This is a genomic window from Paenibacillus sp. MABNR03 (genome assembly GCF_050455445.1).
GTDB lineage: Bacteria > Bacillota > Bacilli > Paenibacillales > Paenibacillaceae > Paenibacillus > Paenibacillus xylanilyticus.
In genome coordinates, this window is sequence record NZ_JBCIYR010000003.1 from 581,554 (window position 1) to 597,528 (window position 15,975).

Sequence of the window (15,975 nt, forward strand, 5' to 3'; positions counted from 1 at the left end):
TATGGGATCCTCAACTCTCGCTGGTGCAGAGCGGAAAAAGAGAACAAAAAGCACCATTGTCATGATTGTACTTGGTGCGTTGATTATTACGGCTTTTATTATCAGCATGAACACCGGGTATATCCGGTTGAGCCCGCTTGAGGTGCTTCGTACTTTCTTTGGCGGTGGGACGGCGAAGCAGGAGCTCATTCTGTTTGAGTTCCGCCTGCCCCGCATCGTGATTTCAATCATGGTTGGTGCTGGTCTTGCATTGTCCGGATGCATTCTGCAGGGCGTATCCCGCAATGCACTCGCGGATCCCGGTATCCTTGGCATTAATGCAGGTGCCGGACTGGTCGTCATGCTGTTTGTATCCTATTTCCCGACAACAACGGCGGCTCCTGTATTTCTGCTGCCGATTCTGGCCCTGATTGGGTCAAGCTTAGCCGCTTTCCTGATTTATGTGCTTTCGTATAAAAAGGGAGAGGGCATCATGCCTACCCGCATGCTGCTTACAGGGATTGGTGTAGCCGCTGGGATCAGTGCTGCGATGATTGTGCTTACGCTGCGACTTAGCCCTGAGAAATATCAGTTTGTGGCGACTTGGATGGCGGGCAGCATTTGGGGCTCAAACTGGAAATTCGTCACCGCACTTCTGCCATTCCTCGCTATTCTCGTACCACTTGTTCTGTATAAGGCGCGTGTGCTGAATGTGCTGAACCTTGGGGATCAAACAGCGAGTGGTCTCGGTGCGCCTGTTGAGCGTGAACGGCTGATCCTGCTGGCTGCTGCTGTAGGTCTTGCCGGATCGTGCGTATCTGTTAGTGGAGGAATTGGTTTTGTGGGCCTGATCGGGCCTCATTTGGCAAGACGTCTCGTGGGTCCAAAACATCAGTTTCTTTTGCCTGCATCGGCATTAGTTGGTTCGCTGCTTGTTCTTGTTGCGGATACATTAGGTCGCGTCATTCTGTCTTCCGAAATTCCAGCCGGAATTCTGGTGGCAATCCTCGGTGCACCGTACTTCCTGTATCTGTTGAGCAGATCTAAATAGCAATTCTAATTGTAAAGGAACGCCTTCGGCTGGCTCTTGTAGAGCAATTCGAAGGCTTTTTTTGTTTCAGTATTTTGCATATTCGATTCCACTCGCTCCAATGCAAGACGAATAGATCATTTCGATCTCTATATTGGTCCTTGGAAGTCCTCTTGGGGTTTATGCAAATTGTTTGTTTGGATTATTTTCGATGTGATTAATTACCGGAGAGGGGCGAAAATACAATAGATGGACAGGTGGAAAAGCTTTGTATAAAAATAAGAGAATTTACTTTCCCGGGAGGCGAACGAGATGCTGCAGATTCTAGGCACTTGGCTGATATTTATTCTGCTTCTGATCATTCTGCATCGAGGCATCAAAAAGCATTCTGAAATGGATGGAAAGACGGGATTCAGAGGTTGGCGTGGCTGGTTGACCGGACTATTTGTTGTGGGAGCCCTGCCACTGGGTTTTGCTTCATACACCGAACTGACCGATGAGCGTCTGGATGCCAATATTGGGCTGGGTATTGCGATGCTGTTTGCTTGGGGATATTGTGCTCTTTTATGTTGTGTCGGATTGATTGTATGGGGAAGGTATGGGTACAAAAGATTCCAAAGGAAGTGAACGATGACCATAGCTCTTTTGTTGCAACATTGGGCCGTTAGAGGACGTCTATTTAGAGAGAAAGAATGGCCATAGTTGTTGGATCACAAAGAGGGGGATTTACATATGTCCAATCGTGTTGCAGTTCTCGTATTGCTCTTGGTCATCAGTCTAACAGGATGTGCGGGACAGATTCAAGATGAACAAGCACAGCCGCCATCCGATGATCCTAAAGAGAAAGGGTTTACCGGCTATGTAGTGGATCGCAAAGAGGACTCTATCCTTGTTGTAAGTCCGGAATATGAGGATTTCGGTTCCAATGGAGGAGCAAGTCGATATTACCCGGCAAAATGGTTCTCCAACGCACCTGATCCACAGGTGGGATCCTATGTTGAAATCTGGACGGACGGAGGCCCTGAAAATGAGCCTTATCCAGGTCGTGCAAGAGCAGAATCCATTGCGGAATATACAGCCGCTACTCCGGATGGGGCAAAGATCAGTGAGGCAGATGCAATTCGAGGCGGACTTTATCTACCTGATGGAGAAAAGATAAGCGTTCCCGTCATTGAAGATGTTGAGTTTCAGGCGGATACAGGGACATGGAAAGTGCGCATGCGAGATGCCATGGCAGTGGATCAAGATCAGTCGCACGTTGAACTCGAGGTTCGAGACGTGGAGCCGGTAGAACCGGTGCAAGAGCATGAAAGCGAATGAAGAGTGCTGATCAATTGTGGGATCGAGAAGGATAGAAATGGGGCACTGATCCATAGATCCATAGATAATGCTAGACGAGATTCAAGAGTAAATACAAAACAAAGGCCCTCAGATCCCTGTTTGGCAGGATACGAGGGCTTATATAAGTTATGGCATGACTATACTTATCAATCAATCCGCAATGTTACCCGCCATTTTCAGGCGACGTGCAATTTCTGCGAAGTCCTCATGGGAAATGCCAGGAGCAAATTCTTCTTCCACCGCAGGAGCTTCAGGAATCGGGAATCCTTCTGGAACACCTTGAATGACTTCCAGAGGTTGTCCATCTTCAGGGTGTGTTCCTTTCCAAATTTGGCTGATGGCATTAAAGTCTTTATCGCTATAGGTATACAGTTTCGTGTGTACACCCTTTTCTTCGTATTTCCGGGCTTCGGTGAACGCTTTGTTGTTCAGGGAAGGGATCGGAACCAACTTGGTTACATTCACCCCGGTTGCAATTTCAAGTGCTTTGGCATAGGCGACTACGTGTACACCGCCGCGTACGAGCAGAAAACCAACAACTTCCCGGGCTGCTGGGTGGTCGGTCATCTCGTAAACTTTCATCTTATGTGTTCGTGCTCCACATTCGAGGAAAAAGTTATGCAGCAGGTCCTCGACCAGGTTACCGCTGTTGAACACATTCGCACCGGTCCACGGATTGCCCATGGAGTCAAAAGGCATGGCTCCCTGTGCCCCTGCCAGGTAGTGATAGGATAGACGTGCGTCCTTCACGGAACCCAAAGGAGTATCATCTGGCTCCTTGTACTGGGTGGAACCTCTGAGACATTGGTTAATCCCGTGGGACACCAGCTCCACGTGACCCAGCTCTTCGGCTGTAATACTCATGACGAGGTCATAGAAAGGCTTCAATTTTTCCTTGGAACGAAAATTAAACGACTGGTAGAGGTAATTGTTCAACGTTGACATCTCTCCAAATTTGCCACCTAGCAGTTCCTGTATGGATGCTGCTGCATTTGGATCGGGCTTCTCGACATTGGGGATCTCAATCAAGATTTCATCCATTCGTTTGAACATTCGGGTATAACCTCCTCGAAATAGATGTTCAGATAATAGCGTACTCTATCAAGGCCTATTACACATAGAAGATGGAAATCAAACCCAAAAATTCATAGTTGGGCCTTAAGACGTACGCAGGATATGGAACTTCTGGTTTCCAATTAGATACAATACAAGTACAATCAGAACAACTATATATTTTTTGCTATGGATACTTAATCAACTACCTGATGGTGTAAAACGAACTCCCGCAGGGCAGGCTAACGAAAACAAGCCCCAAGGAGTGATTGATATGAGAATATTCATTGTTACGCTGATGACGGTTATGCTGAGTTTGACGGGACTAACCACCAGTTCAGCGGCACCCGTTCCCGATTATGCGAAATGGGGAATCATCGCGGTAAAAGAAACCCAGACCAAGTATAATGTGGACATCTTGGACTACAAACACATTGGACGCACCTCACTGACGGCCAATCAATCCCGAGAACAGTTCAAGTTGTGGGTGCGGGGCAAAGACGGAAAACAATATGCGGTGTATGTCAATGTTGATTTTAATCCGAATACGCAGCAGTTAAAAAAAGTCCAATTTAGTGAATCGGACCGACACTGAAGAAATAAAACCAGAGTTCCCTGATACAGAGGTGAAGTCTGGTTTTTTACTGTCGTTATGTTGCATTATTCCATTCTTCTGGCTCACAGGTGCACTATATAGACGAAAAGAACCACCTTGATCTATATATTGAATATTGGAAATCGCTCACTGGATTTATGCAAAATGCCCAGTATAAAATCCTTTTTTTAGTTATTGAATAAAGAACTTATGTTCGCATATAATAAGATATACAAACAAACGTTCTTATTGGAGGGATGATTATGCTGGGAAAGTATATTGGTCAGATGGTGGAACTCGTGTACATGGATCGTGCAGGGCATATCACGCAGCGGCAAATTCGAATTAACAGTGTGCATGGGGGGAGGATCAGAGCATCCGCAGGCGCAGACGGGTCACCCCGAACATTTCTGGAGCAAGGCGTTCTGGCATGGCGTCCGGTACTTCATAAGGATGGGGAGGCAGGGATATGTTAAACGATTTTGAACGTAAAATTTTACGAATTATCGTCAATTATGCTGGACAGCGGCGACGTGTACCCCGAATGGATGAGCTGGAGAATAAGACGGGACGCAGTCGGGCTCTCATTCATGAATCATTGCTGGAACTTGAACGGAGGCAGTATATTGTATGGGAGAACAAGTCCACTCTGGAAGGGATACAAATCGTGCAGGCATGGGAACAGGAGACGCAGCCGATCCGCAAAAGCCAGCCTGCTGGCGATGCTGTAAAATACTTTTTGGAGTACTAGGAAAGACATCATATAGAATTAAAAACGCCAACCCGGTATGCCGGATTGGCGCTTGCTGGCGTTCATTTATTTGAGCATTTTGTATAAATCCAATAAGCGACTTCCAATCTTCAATATAGAGATCGTAATGGTCCTATTCGTCTATATATTGTACCCCGGAGCGAGTGGAATCGAATGATGCAAAATACTGATTTAAAAAGTAGGGAGTTGGTCGAGATTGTTGGATGGATCGCCGTCCGCATCACCACGAATGTACATTTCCCCATCCTTACCTTTGAAGACATTCACACCAGCAATGGCGCCTGCCTGCACTTCGGTCAGGGCTTGTTGGTAATCCAGTATGCGTCCGGATGAAGTTTGAAAGCCAGTCAGATCGCCGTCACCATTTTTTTGTACTGCTGTGAAGCTTTCGCGTGTCGTTTGATCCATAATGTCACACTCTCCTTGTCTGACTAAATGGGAATTTGAGTTCCTCTTTAGCCTGTCCGAATCAAAGATAAGTATGCATCACATCGTAGATTTACACCCGAATAAGGTTTTACAAACTCTTTCTCATGCGGACATGGAGAATGTCTGCGTCATAAAAAGGCTCTTCCGAAATCACTTCATAACCGAGTTTCTCATAGAATTTCTGTGCCTGGCATTGAGCATCCAGTACAGAGTAGGCCAGGCCAAGCTCGCGTGCCCGCTCTTCCATGGCCAGTAGGAGAACACGTCCATAACCGAATGAACGATGAGACTCGAGCACAGCGATTCGCTGCATTTTGGCGGTGTCCTTGCTGTAGTAGATAAGGCGTCCTGTGGCTACAGCCTTTCCGTCTGTACTTAATAACACATGGTGTACGTCAGGGCTGATGACGTCATATTGATCAATTTCAATTTCTGCAGGCACCTGCTGCTCCAATACAAAAACGTGATGGCGAATGCCCAATGCTTGCTGGAGTTGTTCTTCTGTCGTTACATAACTAATTTCGGCTGCCAATTCCATTCCTTCTTTCTGCACATGCGAGACATATCAGACTGCATTATACAAAAAATTGCTTTTCCTGTATAGTTGAGTCTGGAACATAATGGGAGAGGAGGTGTGGGTAATGGGCATGGCAGGAATTATGACCATTACACTCTTGATGTCCGCGGGAATGATTGCTTTATTGTATTACGTAACCAAAAAAGCCTACTCCAGAAAATGGGATGAAGATGAGTGAGGAGTTGTAGCAGGTCAGGGCAAAAATTCACTGTTTCCCTGGGGTGAGTAAACATCCTGATTGACGGATTTGGAATAGACGTCAAGCCATACCGGTAGATCGTCTGTTTCATTGGGATGCTGTAATTGTTGGAATTGTACTGTATGTTCATCTCGCTCCAGACCGCAGCCGGAAATCGTGAGAACGACGAGTATGATAAGGGTCAGTGTAAAGCCAAATCTTTTGTTATGTAACTGCGGCTTACGATCTTTTACGTTTTGCACAAAGTTCACCTCTTGTTGAAATGGTAATCATTCCTTAGTTTGCTCTAATTTCAATGATTATAACCAACAAAACTATTGACATTGTACGCGTTTACTTGGTATGATACTGTTACTTCATTGAAAAACCATATGATATCATGATCTGTTAGCTCAGCTGGGAGAGCACTATCTTGACAGGGTAGGGGTCAGTGGTTCGAGCCCACTACAGATCATAACGAAAAGTCCTTGCGTAGCAAGGGCTTTTTCTTGTTTAGAGTGAGCATGAAAGGAAGTTAGAGAGATCTTTTAGAGCGGATTGAGGAGGAACGATTATATTCGTTCAAATCTGATAGGCAGTAAGGTCTTCCTTTCATAGTGAGAAAAGTTTAAAATACGAAAACTAGAAGTCGCCAGATGAGCGGCTTCTTTTTTTATTACAAATAATCATTTACAACCACAATTAAATTGTGTACAATCAAATTGTAAACAAAACAAAATAATAATCACTTACAAAAAATAAATTAATCATGCAGAGGAGTAAAACCAAATGAAAACATTATATGAAACAACAGTAATTAATACAGGTGGACGTCAAGGGATTGTGCAATCGCCGGATAACGTGTTTATGCTGGATGTTGCTGCACCTCCAGAGCTTGGGGGCCAAGTGACCACGGCTACGAATCCGGAGCAGCTGTTTGCAGCCGGATACAGTGCTTGCTTTAACTCGGCCTTGGAGTTTCAATTGAAGAAACATAAGGTGGAAATTGAGAGAAGCACCGTAGCTGCAACCGTCATGCTTGTTACGGATCCTTCAGACAACGGAGTGAAGTTGGAAGTTGAGCTGGAAGTTAAAATCGAAGGCTTGGACGAGGAGACAGCAAATAAGTTTGTCAAACTAGCCCATGACTATTGCCCATACTCCAAAGGCATCAAAGGTAATGTGAATGTAACTGTAGGAATGGCGTAATTACGGAGTCATATACTCGCTCAGAAATCTCAAGCACCTTCAAACGGCTGTCCTTTGGCACAAAAAGGGATACCGAAGTTGAAGGTGTTTTTTTATTTTTTAAACCAGTAATGGGGAAGAATGATGATTGAAATATACCCATATGGGGTATATTATTAAGATTGAGATTCATAACCCAAAGGAGTGCTACTATGAAGAAGTACGCAATGATGATGATGACGCTATTGATCACTGGAAGTCTAATGGTAAGTGGATGTGGCAAAAAAGAAAGCGCAGATCAGAACCACAGCAGTAACGATCATGCAGCCACTGCGGGAGAAATGCACCATTCCGACTCGGGAGAGCTGCCAGAAGGGATTAAGGAAAAGACCGATCCTACATATCCTGCCGGCAGCCAGGTGATAATGAGTGCCGACCATATGTCCGGAATGAAAGGGGCCAAAGCGACAATCGTTGGAGCGTATGAAACGACCGCTTATGCTGTTACGTATACACCGACAACGGGGGGAGACCCGGTGAAGAATCACAAATGGGTGATCCAGGAGGAAATCCAGGATCATACAGATCAACCTTATGCAGCTGGAACGGAGGTTGTACTGAATGCTGATCATATGTCTGGTATGAAAGGGGCTAAGGCGACCATTGATTCTGCCGAACAAACAACAGTTTATATGGTGGATTACACGCCATCCAGCGGCGGGAATTTGGTGAAAAATCATAAATGGGTTACAGAGAGTGAATTGTCTGCCGAATAGAATACTGAATCACCAAGATTAGCCTAATAATTAATTCTGTACTCATTTATGGGTTATAATGGAATTGGATGGTGAAAAAAAGTGGGAGAGGGGGATGCATATGATGGATTTTAGCAAGCCACCCCATGCCTCGGAGACCGAAACACACAGTCAGCGTCATCATGAGCGTGAACAACAGCTTGTGTCGGGTGGAGGCAAGGGCATTTGGTGGGAAATCAGCAACTGGCTGATTCTTGCCGGAATCCTGGTGGTTCTATTCTTATTGTTTAAGTACGTTTTCTAAGTTCAATTCATAAGTGAAAGATAGGTAGAGAGCTCATTGATGGGCTCTTTTTTTGTTTTGAACAATCCAAACATACTCAATCGATAACAAATGACAAAAATCATTATTTGTCATTTGTTAAAATCTGTGATAATCTAACCTCAGGGTGGAGGTGACAAGTAGATGGTTAAACGTAAATCATCTCGTTGATATGGCAAAAGACAAAGCTTCTGAATTTCTAACTAAAGAGCAAATCATTACAGCTGCGCAGGAAACGATCAGGCGTTATGGCGTTTCCAAAACTTCCGTTACAGATGTGGCCAAATTACTTGGGGTGAGTCATGGAACCATTTACAGACATTATGCCAGCAAGAAGGAATTGCTCGAAGGCGTAACTGCGCAGTGGCTGGAAGATGAGATTATTGCTCCACTCGGGAAAGTCGTACGGGAGAGGAGTAACCCGAAAGAAGGAATACAACATCTAAAATTATACATCGAGACTTTGATTCAACTTAAGCGTCATTATGCGAGTTCGGACACAGAGTTATTTGAAATGTATGCCAGGGTCACACAGGAATCAGCAGATATTATTTACAGACATGTGGAGCAGTTAACACAGCATTTGACTGAGATTATACAGCAGGATGACCATCTTAATATAAAGAGCCCTGGAAAAGTAGCGGCAGCAATTTTACATGCAACGGCTCGCTTTCATCACCCGGCACATGCTTATGAATGGCATAGTCAGACGATTGATGAGGAATTCGAGCAGGTCTGGTTGCTGGTGGTGCTAGGAATGCTTCATCTAAACATAGGGAGGGATTAATTTTATGAAAAAATTATCAGGTAAAGTCGCCATCGTAACAGGTTCGTCGCGGGGAATTGGACGGAGCATTGCGGAACAGCTCGCGGAGCTTGGAGCAGATGTCGTCATCAACTATGCGAACAGCCCAGACAAGGCTGAGCAAGTGGCAGAAATTGCACGGCAAAAGGGCGTTCGTGCCATTACCATTCAGGCTGATCTGGCACGAAAAAATGAGGTGGAGCGTTTATTTTCCGAAACGATTAACCAGCTGGGCAAAGTGGATATTCTGATCAACAATGCGGGGATTATGAAAACGACCCTTCTGGCGGAAGTGACCGAGGAAGAGTTTGACGAGCAGTTTGCGATTAATGTGAAGGGCACGTTTTTTGCCTGTCAGCAGGCGCTGAATTATATGGAGGACAAAGGGCGCATTGTGAACTTCTCGACTTCCGTGAATGGACAGATGTTCCCTGGATATAGTGTGTACGCAGGAACTAAGGGGGCAGTGGAGCAAATTACCCGTCAGCTTGCAAAAGAGTTTGGGTCTAAACAAATTACGATTAATGCCGTAGCACCGGGTCCTGTGAATACGGAACTGTTTACCGTCGGCAAGACCGAACAGCAGCTTGAAGGGTTGCGTAAAATGAATGCATTTGGTCGCTTAGGCGAGCCGGAGGATATCGCAAGCGTCATTTCTTTCCTCGTCAGCCCTGAATCCCAATGGGTCACTGGACAGACAATGCGTGTAAACGGCGGTTTTATCTAACTTTTACATCGGAACAGTTCACGGCTTTGACACCAAACCGGGCGAATCCCCATATGATGCACTACATCAGTAAGCACTTGCGGAAATGGGGAATCCGGGATGGCAAAGGCAAAAGGCAAAAAAGCACCAGCGTTAAAAAGTGACAAAATCCGAGTATCCATGAAATTGGTTACTTCAGATGTATGTGAGCGATGTAAGACACCCTGTGTAAGAGGCATGGATTATGCTGCACGCATGCGGACGCCAGGGGCAGTAGGTAAAGGAGTCCCTTGCATCCTGACTCGACACACCACATCCTAACCATGTAACGCTGAAGTTTCCCAGAATAAGTTCGTGTAAGCACGGATTTACAATAACCTAGTAATAGAGGCGATCTCGAATGAGAAATGCCTCTTTTTTGATCATTCCAAGGGGTGGAAAATTTTCTGGATAAAAAATGAAAAATGATGAAAAACAGCGCAACTTTGTAGTGAAACCTGCAGTATAAATGTACAACAGCTTGCAGCAGGGGAGGGAATATTGACGGAATGAAATGGAAAAGAATATTGCTGTGTGTCACGGTATTCTCCTTGCTCGGCGGGTCTTTATTGTTTGCGGATTCCGTAAACGAGAAGATTCGGGTTCTCATTAACGGCAAGGAAGCAGCTGATGGAGGTTATCTCATTGATGGAACGACCTACGTACCTGTGAGAGAAGCAGGAGGGATCGCCAAATGGGATAACAGCAACAAGCGAGTAACGGTGATTAAGCCGAATGTACATATTTTTCTGTTTAAGGGAGACACGGTATTTGGCAATGTGAACGTTGGCAAATTGAAATTCAATGTGTTTTCTCAAGTGGACAGCTTAACAACGGATGTAGCTGCAGTGAAGGTAACCATCACCAATCCGAGTGGACAGGTGAAGGATATCCAATCTCAGGAGCTCAAAACCCAGAAGGATAATTTCTGGTTCCGAACGTACGATTTTACGTATGATTTCAGCCGTGCGGGCAAATACCAGGTCGGCTTTTATATTAAAGAAAATGCAAACAGCAATTACGTGCTGGTGGCTGAGAAAATCATTACCGCGCTAAACGATTGAAGCGAAAAATAACGTTGCTGAGTAAATTGACCTAGCTCTGCGAACATGTTACGATATGCAAGGTTACACAATTTCTATTTACAAAGCGAGGTATATCAATGAGCGATCACACACATGAACACGGCGATGCCTGCGGCTGCGGTCACGACCATGACCACGACCACGAGCATGAAGAAGTTCTTCTGACTCTGACAGACGAGAACGGAAATGACGTGGAGATGGTTTTGGTGGAGACGTTTGACGTGGAAAACCATGTTTATGCGCTCCTACTGGAACGTAACAATCCTGAAGCTGACGGCATCATCCTGCGTATGGAAGAAGAAGACGAGGAAATGGTGCTCTACAATATTGAAGACGAAGCCGAGTGGAACCGTGTTGAAGCGGCATACAACGAACTCGTTGCAGGACAAGAGTAATTTAATTTATGGAATAGAACAACGAGGCTCCTTGATTTCAGGGGGCCTTTTGTTTGTTTTCTTACGTGTATTTGTACGTATTCCAGTGCATTTTGCATGCGCTCCAACAACAAAAGGACCAAGCCGGAGCTTGGTCCTTCAATATCGTTACTTCTCGCTCGAGTCGAACCTCAGGAAGGATCGTTAGAAAATCGCATCTGCTTCCACAATGACTTTGACATTGGTCACGCTGCGGTCTTCAGGACCTTTAACCGGCAATCCAACCTCGACATGATCGATGATGTAGTCGATGTTCTCTTGAGTAATAACCTCACCCGGCAGCAGGATCGGAATTCCCGGCGGATACACGTAAATAAATTCAGAGATAATGCGTCCTGCCGATTCCTTGAAGGGAATGACTTCCGTATCCCCATAGAACGCATCACGTGGTGTGAGCATCAATTGTGGCACGTCTGGAACCTTAACCACCAATTCATGTGCAGGGTTCACCTGATAATACGTACGGGACAAATCCTGTAGTGCGTTCAGCAGGATATCCACAGATTCATCCGTATCGCCAGGAGTGATCAGGCACAGAATATTGTACATATCACTAAGCTCAACCTCGATGTTGTAATGTTCCCGCAACCAGTTCTCCGTTTCATAACCTGTGATACCCAGGTGGCGAACATGAATGGTTACTTTGGTTGGATCATAATTGAAGGTTGCCTCAGTACCGAGCAGCTCTTTGCCGAAGCAGTATAGCCCGTCAATATCATTAATGGTGCGTCTGGCAAACTGGGCCAGATCAATTGCCTTTTGGGCCATTTCGTGACCGTGCAGTGCCAGATTGCGTCTTGACGTATCAAGTGAAGCAAGCAAGATATACGAAGTGGACGTTGAAGTCAGCATACTGAGAATAGTCTGTACACGCTGCGGATTCACGAATCCATTTTTGGTGTTCAGGTTCAGCACGGAACTCTGTGTCATGGAACCGCCCAGCTTGTGCACACTGGTTGCAGCCATGTCTGCTCCGGCAGCCATTGCAGACAGCGGCAGATCCTCATGGAAATGAATGAGCACGCCATGTGCTTCATCCACCAGTACAGGGACCTGGTAGCTGTGTGCCAGTTCGACAATCTCTTTCAGGTCTGTACATACACCGAAGTACGTTGGATTAATGACCAGCAATGCCTTGGCGTCAGGATGGCGCTCAAGCGCACGTCGTACAGCACCTGTAGTCACGCCATGATCGATACCGAGATTGGCATCCTGTGCAGGAGAGACAAATACAGGCTTCGCACCTGAGAAAATAATGGCAGACATGACCGATTTATGCACGTTACGGGGCACAATAATCTTGTCACCCGGTTCACATACCGACAAAATCATGGTCATGATCGCACTGCTTGTGCCTTGCACACTAAAATAGGTATAATCGGCTCCGAAAGCATCGGCTGCCAGAATCTGCGCTTCCTCAATGACACCGGTAGGCTGATGAAGGTCATCCAGCGGAGCGATGTTGATCAAATCTATGGAGAGGGCATTATCGCCGATAAATTCACGAAATTCGGTATCCGTTCCCAACCCTTTTTTATGTCCCGGGATATGAAATTGCACCGGATTGAGTGCCGCGTGGTTTTTTAAAGCGGTAAACAGCGGCGTACGGCGGTGATCCATCAGTGCTGTCACAACCTTTCCTGATAAAATGTCAAACAAAGATGAGTATAGCAAATTAGGAACCGAATGCAAGCGGTCGGCTTGACAAATTTTCAAATTGCTAAGATTTGGGCGTATTCCTGACGGTTACAATATGGATAGGAAATGGGCCAGTGAACACCGGAAAGGGGAAAAAGAATGCAAACAGAAACAAAACCAGCCAAAATTTTGCGATCACCGTTTTTTATCGCAATGTGGCTGACACTTTTTTTGGTTGAAGTGATTAAAGGAGCTCTGCTGGTCGCCATTCTGCCAGTGTATATGGATAATATTTTGGGATTGTCTGCAGGAGTAATTGGTGTGGCCTTTGCCCTGCAATACCTGGGTGATAATCTGTTCCGTGCTCCATCGGGCTGGGCAGCCGAACGAATCGGGTTTCGTGCAACGATGGTAACGGCCCTGATCTGCACATTGATCGCTGTAATCATGATTATATTTTTCAAAAGTGCATTTGGACTTGCCATGGCCTGTTTGATTCTTGGTGTGGGGACTTCACCGCTCTGGCCTTGTGCCATGACCGGGGTGACTGCGCTATCAGGACCTCAGAACAAAAACGGAACAGCCATGGGGGCGCTGGAAATGGCCGCTCTGGGTGGAACGGGACTTGGACCGGTGGGCATGAACTGGCTGCTTGAGCGTACGGATCATGATTACCGTACCGTATTTCTGGTGCTTCTTGGCTGTGCAGTTCTCGTTATTTTGGTCGCCATGATTCTTCCGGGCCGCGTCGTGGTGGAAGGTCAGCAGACCGCAGCAGAATCGAAGGGAACAGCGGTTAAGGTTCCGCCGAAGCCGACCCTGCTTACACCATTGATCAGGCTCAAAGAGAGCGTTCAGGGCACGCTGCAGCGGGTACGCAGCACGCTTAATGTGAACCCACTCGTATATCCGGCCCTGTTCATGCAATCTTTTGTGATTGGCCTGCTCAGTCCGGTCATTACGTTGTACACCCGAACAGATCTGCATATTTCCCCCAACCTCTATAGCTTGCTGCTTATCGCAGGTGGCGGGATAACGGTCATTGCATTGCTGCCCGTGGGTAAATTGGTGGATCGGTTCGGGACATCCCTATTTCTGCATATGGGCTTTTTGCTGGCCTCCGCAAGTTTGTTCGCATTTGCGTTAATAACATCCATACCGGTTGTTTTTGGTATTGTCATGCTGGTAGGGGTGAGTTATGCGATGATTTTGCCGGCATGGAACACCTTCGTGGCTACTCTCATCCCGAAGGGAGAACGCGGAGCGATCTGGGGATTTTTCCTCACCCTCCAGGGATCCGGCATGGTCGTAGGGCCAATCGTTTCAGGATTGCTGTGGGATCATATCAGCCACCCCGCGCCATTTTTCGGAAGTGCCGTTGTTATGGCAGGGCTTGCCATTGTGCATTTTGTATTATCAAGAAGACCGTATCGCACAGCACCGGCCAAATGAAATAAAAGGAGTTCTTGTACCGGTTTAACCGGTATTGGAACTCCTTTTGTTATAAACGCTGCAACATTTCGAGAGTCATTTCTAACTGAAATGTTGTAGAGGGTCAGAATTTTTGTCCGATTAAGCAAAAGACATCTTGTACAGCGGGAGTAACGTCGTGAACGTCGAGCGCACCGTTTCCACAAACTTGTCCCCGTCAGCAACAAGCGGATCATCGCGATCAATGCGCAGACCGCACATCACCTCGGCTTTTTTTACCGTCTTCAGCTTTGTAATGATTTTATCAAAATCCTCATCCTGCATGTCCTTCTGCAGTGTACCGTGGGGCGTCATATGATCCATGGACCAGTAATACGTCCCAGGCAGGCTGCTGCGGACTTCGTTCAACTGGCGTTCAAGGCCATCTGCGAACGTTGTCTTGTTCGGACTTTCGTAGATGAGAGCAAAAATGACAAACACATGCGTATCGAACATGCCCACTTCGAAGTGAGGCAGTGCTTTGTATCCACGTTTGGAAGCTGCCCAGGCTACCCACGTATCTTTTGGCGGATTGACAGTACGGCGCGCGTGTTTGGCCACATGAACAAACATCTCTTCTCCACTTAACTCAGTAAGAAAAGGTGTAAGCTCTGTACCGAGCTCTTCCAGCTTGGGCCGGACCCGTTCAATCAGCATTTCCATACGCGGTTCCAACCCGGGAACCTGAAATACATCAAAATCGGTGCTGTCAAAACCCGAGAAAGTCATCTGTATTCCTCCATTTCGCGTCCATTATATCATTAAATTCGGGGGCTTGCCCCTGTGCATCCGCGGAAACATCAATTCCCCCGCTTCATTCGATGAAAAATAGTCAAATAACCAAGTACCCTTACATAAAATGAAGTATAAAATAGGGTAAGCCGATACGGAAGAAGCAATGGAAGAAGAGGACCGGAACACATCCGGTACAGATGGAGGGGAGTGCCGTGAATAAGAGTTATGAAGTTGAATATTGCAATCTGGAGCTGCGGTTCAACCGTCGGCATATCCAAAATTTGATCAAAGACCTTATTCGTGAAGGGTATTCACTATATTGGAGCGAGGATGAATCCTTTTTTATTCTGTCTGTCCGCACCGGGCGCAAACTGGTAAAGCTCCGTTTTCAACAGACACGCAGTGGGAACTACAAAATGACAGGCGATTACATTATTAAGGACGCCAAGCTGGCTGAATGGCTGGAGAAGCTGATTGGGGATACACGTGGGCATGCGGTTGTCAAACGTTTCAAGGATCAGCAGATGACGGTGGAGAACATATTGTTTGGTGAGGTTATACGTCTCGTGGAAGTATCCGGATTCAAACAGCGTGTCATTTTTCAAAAGGAACCCGCGCCGACGGCGGAGGAGATGGAAGAGATGTTTCTATCGCGAGAAGGAGAAGAGCGGCTCATGCTTCTGCGGATGGAAATTGATGATGAACTGGAGCGTCTGCACGCTGCCATTCAGATGGATAACGTGGAGAAAGCCGACATCTGCCGGGAAGCATTAAAGCGTCTGTCCGGACTTATGCTGATGCTCGAAGGTTGAGCACGAAGGCCGTATTTATGAAAATACGATGA

General features: G+C 46.3%; 22 protein-coding genes and 1 tRNA gene. 17 read left to right on the forward strand and 6 right to left on the reverse strand.

Going from position 1 to position 15,975, the window contains the following annotated elements:
• Nucleotide 1: 1 nt before the first annotated feature.
• The 3 genes from AAIH57_RS17805 (at nt 2) to AAIH57_RS17815 (ending at nt 2,329) form a co-directional block, all read left to right on the forward strand.
• A complete protein-coding gene (locus AAIH57_RS17805; protein WP_175395740.1) occupies nt 2-1,030 on the forward strand; it encodes a FecCD family ABC transporter permease in 1,029 nt (342 codons plus the stop codon).
• Between the two features lie 291 nt (nt 1,031-1,321).
• Complete coding sequence (locus AAIH57_RS17810; RefSeq protein ID WP_175395739.1) at nt 1,322-1,636, forward strand: hypothetical protein; 315 nt, start codon at nt 1,322-1,324, stop codon at nt 1,634-1,636.
• 105 nt (nt 1,637-1,741) lie between these two features.
• Nucleotides 1,742-2,329 (forward strand): DUF3221 domain-containing protein, encoded by a 588-nt coding sequence (locus tag AAIH57_RS17815; protein ID WP_430022545.1) that lies wholly within the window; start codon nt 1,742-1,744, stop codon nt 2,327-2,329.
• A gap of 171 nt (nt 2,330-2,500) precedes the next feature.
• Here the strand turns inward: AAIH57_RS17815 and AAIH57_RS17820 are convergent, their stop codons facing one another.
• Nucleotides 2,501-3,403, reverse strand: coding sequence for a manganese catalase family protein (locus AAIH57_RS17820; protein WP_175395737.1), 903 nt, complete (start codon nt 3,401-3,403; stop codon nt 2,501-2,503).
• A gap of 274 nt (nt 3,404-3,677) precedes the next feature.
• Between AAIH57_RS17820 and AAIH57_RS17825 the strand changes: the two genes are divergently transcribed.
• The 3 genes from AAIH57_RS17825 (at nt 3,678) to AAIH57_RS17835 (ending at nt 4,749) form a co-directional block, all read left to right on the forward strand.
• Nucleotides 3,678-3,998 (forward strand): DUF3889 domain-containing protein, encoded by a 321-nt coding sequence (locus tag AAIH57_RS17825; protein ID WP_430022546.1) that lies wholly within the window; start codon nt 3,678-3,680, stop codon nt 3,996-3,998.
• Between the two features lie 263 nt (nt 3,999-4,261).
• Entirely contained in the window at nt 4,262-4,474 is a 213-nt protein-coding gene (locus tag AAIH57_RS17830; protein WP_175395735.1) for a hypothetical protein, read from the forward strand.
• Nucleotides 4,468-4,749: a hypothetical protein gene (locus tag AAIH57_RS17835; RefSeq protein WP_430022547.1), complete on the forward strand. Its 282-nt coding sequence runs from the start codon at nt 4,468-4,470 to the stop codon at nt 4,747-4,749. The genes AAIH57_RS17830 and AAIH57_RS17835 overlap by 7 nt, the downstream gene beginning before the upstream one ends.
• A 192-nt stretch (nt 4,750-4,941) precedes the next feature.
• Here AAIH57_RS17835 and AAIH57_RS17840 read toward each other — a convergent pair whose 3' ends face one another.
• From AAIH57_RS17840 to AAIH57_RS17850, 3 genes are all read right to left on the reverse strand, one after another.
• Nucleotides 4,942-5,178: a DUF3892 domain-containing protein gene (locus AAIH57_RS17840; RefSeq protein ID WP_175395733.1), complete on the reverse strand. Its 237-nt coding sequence runs from the start codon at nt 5,176-5,178 to the stop codon at nt 4,942-4,944.
• Between the two features lie 109 nt (nt 5,179-5,287).
• A complete protein-coding gene (locus tag AAIH57_RS17845) occupies nt 5,288-5,731 on the reverse strand; it encodes a GNAT family N-acetyltransferase (protein WP_175395759.1) in 444 nt (147 codons plus the stop codon).
• 237 nt (nt 5,732-5,968) lie between these two features.
• Nucleotides 5,969-6,217 (reverse strand): hypothetical protein, encoded by a 249-nt coding sequence (locus tag AAIH57_RS17850; RefSeq protein WP_175395732.1) that lies wholly within the window; start codon nt 6,215-6,217, stop codon nt 5,969-5,971.
• A 139-nt stretch (nt 6,218-6,356) separates the two neighbouring features.
• Between AAIH57_RS17850 and AAIH57_RS17855 the strand changes: the two genes are divergently transcribed.
• The 9 genes from AAIH57_RS17855 (at nt 6,357) to AAIH57_RS17895 (ending at nt 11,249) form a co-directional block, all read left to right on the forward strand.
• Nucleotides 6,357-6,429: transfer RNA gene (locus tag AAIH57_RS17855), tRNA-Val, on the forward strand.
• Nucleotides 6,430-6,743: 314 nt separating this feature from the next.
• Nucleotides 6,744-7,163, forward strand: a complete 420-nt coding sequence (locus AAIH57_RS17860; RefSeq protein WP_175395730.1) for an organic hydroperoxide resistance protein — start codon at nt 6,744-6,746, stop codon at nt 7,161-7,163.
• Between the two features lie 191 nt (nt 7,164-7,354).
• Nucleotides 7,355-7,918 carry a YdhK family protein gene (locus tag AAIH57_RS17865; protein WP_430022548.1) on the forward strand — a complete coding sequence of 188 codons (564 nt, stop codon included), beginning with the start codon at nt 7,355-7,357 and terminating at the stop codon, nt 7,916-7,918.
• A gap of 100 nt (nt 7,919-8,018) precedes the next feature.
• On the forward strand, nt 8,019-8,201 hold the full coding sequence (locus AAIH57_RS17870) for a hypothetical protein (RefSeq protein WP_175395728.1): 183 nt from the start codon (nt 8,019-8,021) through the stop codon (nt 8,199-8,201).
• Between the two features lie 151 nt (nt 8,202-8,352).
• On the forward strand, nt 8,353-9,006 hold the full coding sequence (locus AAIH57_RS17875) for a TetR/AcrR family transcriptional regulator (protein ID WP_430022549.1): 654 nt from the start codon (nt 8,353-8,355) through the stop codon (nt 9,004-9,006).
• A gap of 4 nt (nt 9,007-9,010) precedes the next feature.
• A complete protein-coding gene (locus tag AAIH57_RS17880) occupies nt 9,011-9,751 on the forward strand; it encodes an SDR family oxidoreductase (protein ID WP_430022550.1) in 741 nt (246 codons plus the stop codon).
• 99 nt (nt 9,752-9,850) lie between these two features.
• The gene (locus AAIH57_RS17885) at nt 9,851-10,051 is read left to right on the forward strand and encodes a hypothetical protein (protein ID WP_175395726.1); all 201 of its coding nucleotides are present in this window, start codon (nt 9,851-9,853) and stop codon (nt 10,049-10,051) included.
• Nucleotides 10,052-10,278: 227 nt separating this feature from the next.
• The gene (locus tag AAIH57_RS17890; RefSeq protein WP_175395725.1) at nt 10,279-10,833 is read left to right on the forward strand and encodes a copper amine oxidase; all 555 of its coding nucleotides are present in this window, start codon (nt 10,279-10,281) and stop codon (nt 10,831-10,833) included.
• 98 nt (nt 10,834-10,931) lie between these two features.
• Nucleotides 10,932-11,249, forward strand: coding sequence for a DUF1292 domain-containing protein (locus AAIH57_RS17895; protein WP_095290091.1), 318 nt, complete (start codon nt 10,932-10,934; stop codon nt 11,247-11,249).
• Between the two features lie 183 nt (nt 11,250-11,432).
• On the opposite strand, the gene AAIH57_RS17900 is transcribed toward AAIH57_RS17895, so the two are convergent.
• Nucleotides 11,433-12,908 (reverse strand): aminotransferase class I/II-fold pyridoxal phosphate-dependent enzyme, encoded by a 1,476-nt coding sequence (locus AAIH57_RS17900; protein ID WP_175395757.1) that lies wholly within the window; start codon nt 12,906-12,908, stop codon nt 11,433-11,435.
• A gap of 177 nt (nt 12,909-13,085) precedes the next feature.
• Between AAIH57_RS17900 and AAIH57_RS17905 the strand changes: the two genes are divergently transcribed.
• A complete protein-coding gene (locus AAIH57_RS17905) occupies nt 13,086-14,378 on the forward strand; it encodes an MFS transporter (protein WP_430022551.1) in 1,293 nt (430 codons plus the stop codon).
• Between the two features lie 120 nt (nt 14,379-14,498).
• Here AAIH57_RS17905 and AAIH57_RS17910 read toward each other — a convergent pair whose 3' ends face one another.
• Nucleotides 14,499-15,125, reverse strand: coding sequence for a YktB family protein (locus AAIH57_RS17910; protein ID WP_430022552.1), 627 nt, complete (start codon nt 15,123-15,125; stop codon nt 14,499-14,501).
• Nucleotides 15,126-15,343: 218 nt separating this feature from the next.
• Between AAIH57_RS17910 and AAIH57_RS17915 the strand changes: the two genes are divergently transcribed.
• Nucleotides 15,344-15,943, forward strand: a complete 600-nt coding sequence (locus AAIH57_RS17915; protein ID WP_430022553.1) for a hypothetical protein — start codon at nt 15,344-15,346, stop codon at nt 15,941-15,943.
• Nucleotides 15,944-15,975 lie beyond the last annotated feature (32 nt).

What these genes read in the sequence shown, in the direction of transcription:
- AAIH57_RS17805 (WP_175395740.1), top strand. Translation starts at nt 2, where the DNA reads ATGGGATCCTCAACTCTCGCTGGTGCAGAGCGGAAAAAGAGAACAAAA.
- AAIH57_RS17810 (WP_175395739.1), top strand. Translation starts at nt 1,322, where the DNA reads ATGCTGCAGATTCTAGGCACTTGGCTGATATTTATTCTGCTTCTGATC.
- AAIH57_RS17815 (WP_430022545.1), top strand. Translation starts at nt 1,742, where the DNA reads ATGTCCAATCGTGTTGCAGTTCTCGTATTGCTCTTGGTCATCAGTCTA.
- AAIH57_RS17820 (WP_175395737.1), bottom strand. Translation starts at nt 3,403, where the DNA reads ATGTTCAAACGAATGGATGAAATCTTGATTGAGATCCCCAATGTCGAG.
- AAIH57_RS17825 (WP_430022546.1), top strand. Translation starts at nt 3,678, where the DNA reads ATGAGAATATTCATTGTTACGCTGATGACGGTTATGCTGAGTTTGACG.
- AAIH57_RS17830 (WP_175395735.1), top strand. Translation starts at nt 4,262, where the DNA reads ATGCTGGGAAAGTATATTGGTCAGATGGTGGAACTCGTGTACATGGAT.
- AAIH57_RS17835 (WP_430022547.1), top strand. Translation starts at nt 4,468, where the DNA reads ATGTTAAACGATTTTGAACGTAAAATTTTACGAATTATCGTCAATTAT.
- AAIH57_RS17840 (WP_175395733.1), bottom strand. Translation starts at nt 5,178, where the DNA reads ATGGATCAAACGACACGCGAAAGCTTCACAGCAGTACAAAAAAATGGT.
- AAIH57_RS17860 (WP_175395730.1), top strand. Translation starts at nt 6,744, where the DNA reads ATGAAAACATTATATGAAACAACAGTAATTAATACAGGTGGACGTCAA.
- AAIH57_RS17865 (WP_430022548.1), top strand. Translation starts at nt 7,355, where the DNA reads ATGAAGAAGTACGCAATGATGATGATGACGCTATTGATCACTGGAAGT.
- AAIH57_RS17870 (WP_175395728.1), top strand. Translation starts at nt 8,019, where the DNA reads ATGATGGATTTTAGCAAGCCACCCCATGCCTCGGAGACCGAAACACAC.
- AAIH57_RS17880 (WP_430022550.1), top strand. Translation starts at nt 9,011, where the DNA reads ATGAAAAAATTATCAGGTAAAGTCGCCATCGTAACAGGTTCGTCGCGG.
- AAIH57_RS17885 (WP_175395726.1), top strand. Translation starts at nt 9,851, where the DNA reads ATGGCAAAGGCAAAAGGCAAAAAAGCACCAGCGTTAAAAAGTGACAAA.
- AAIH57_RS17890 (WP_175395725.1), top strand. Translation starts at nt 10,279, where the DNA reads ATGAAATGGAAAAGAATATTGCTGTGTGTCACGGTATTCTCCTTGCTC.
- AAIH57_RS17895 (WP_095290091.1), top strand. Translation starts at nt 10,932, where the DNA reads ATGAGCGATCACACACATGAACACGGCGATGCCTGCGGCTGCGGTCAC.
- AAIH57_RS17900 (WP_175395757.1), bottom strand. Translation starts at nt 12,908, where the DNA reads ATGGATCACCGCCGTACGCCGCTGTTTACCGCTTTAAAAAACCACGCG.
- AAIH57_RS17905 (WP_430022551.1), top strand. Translation starts at nt 13,086, where the DNA reads ATGCAAACAGAAACAAAACCAGCCAAAATTTTGCGATCACCGTTTTTT.
- AAIH57_RS17910 (WP_430022552.1), bottom strand. Translation starts at nt 15,125, where the DNA reads ATGACTTTCTCGGGTTTTGACAGCACCGATTTTGATGTATTTCAGGTT.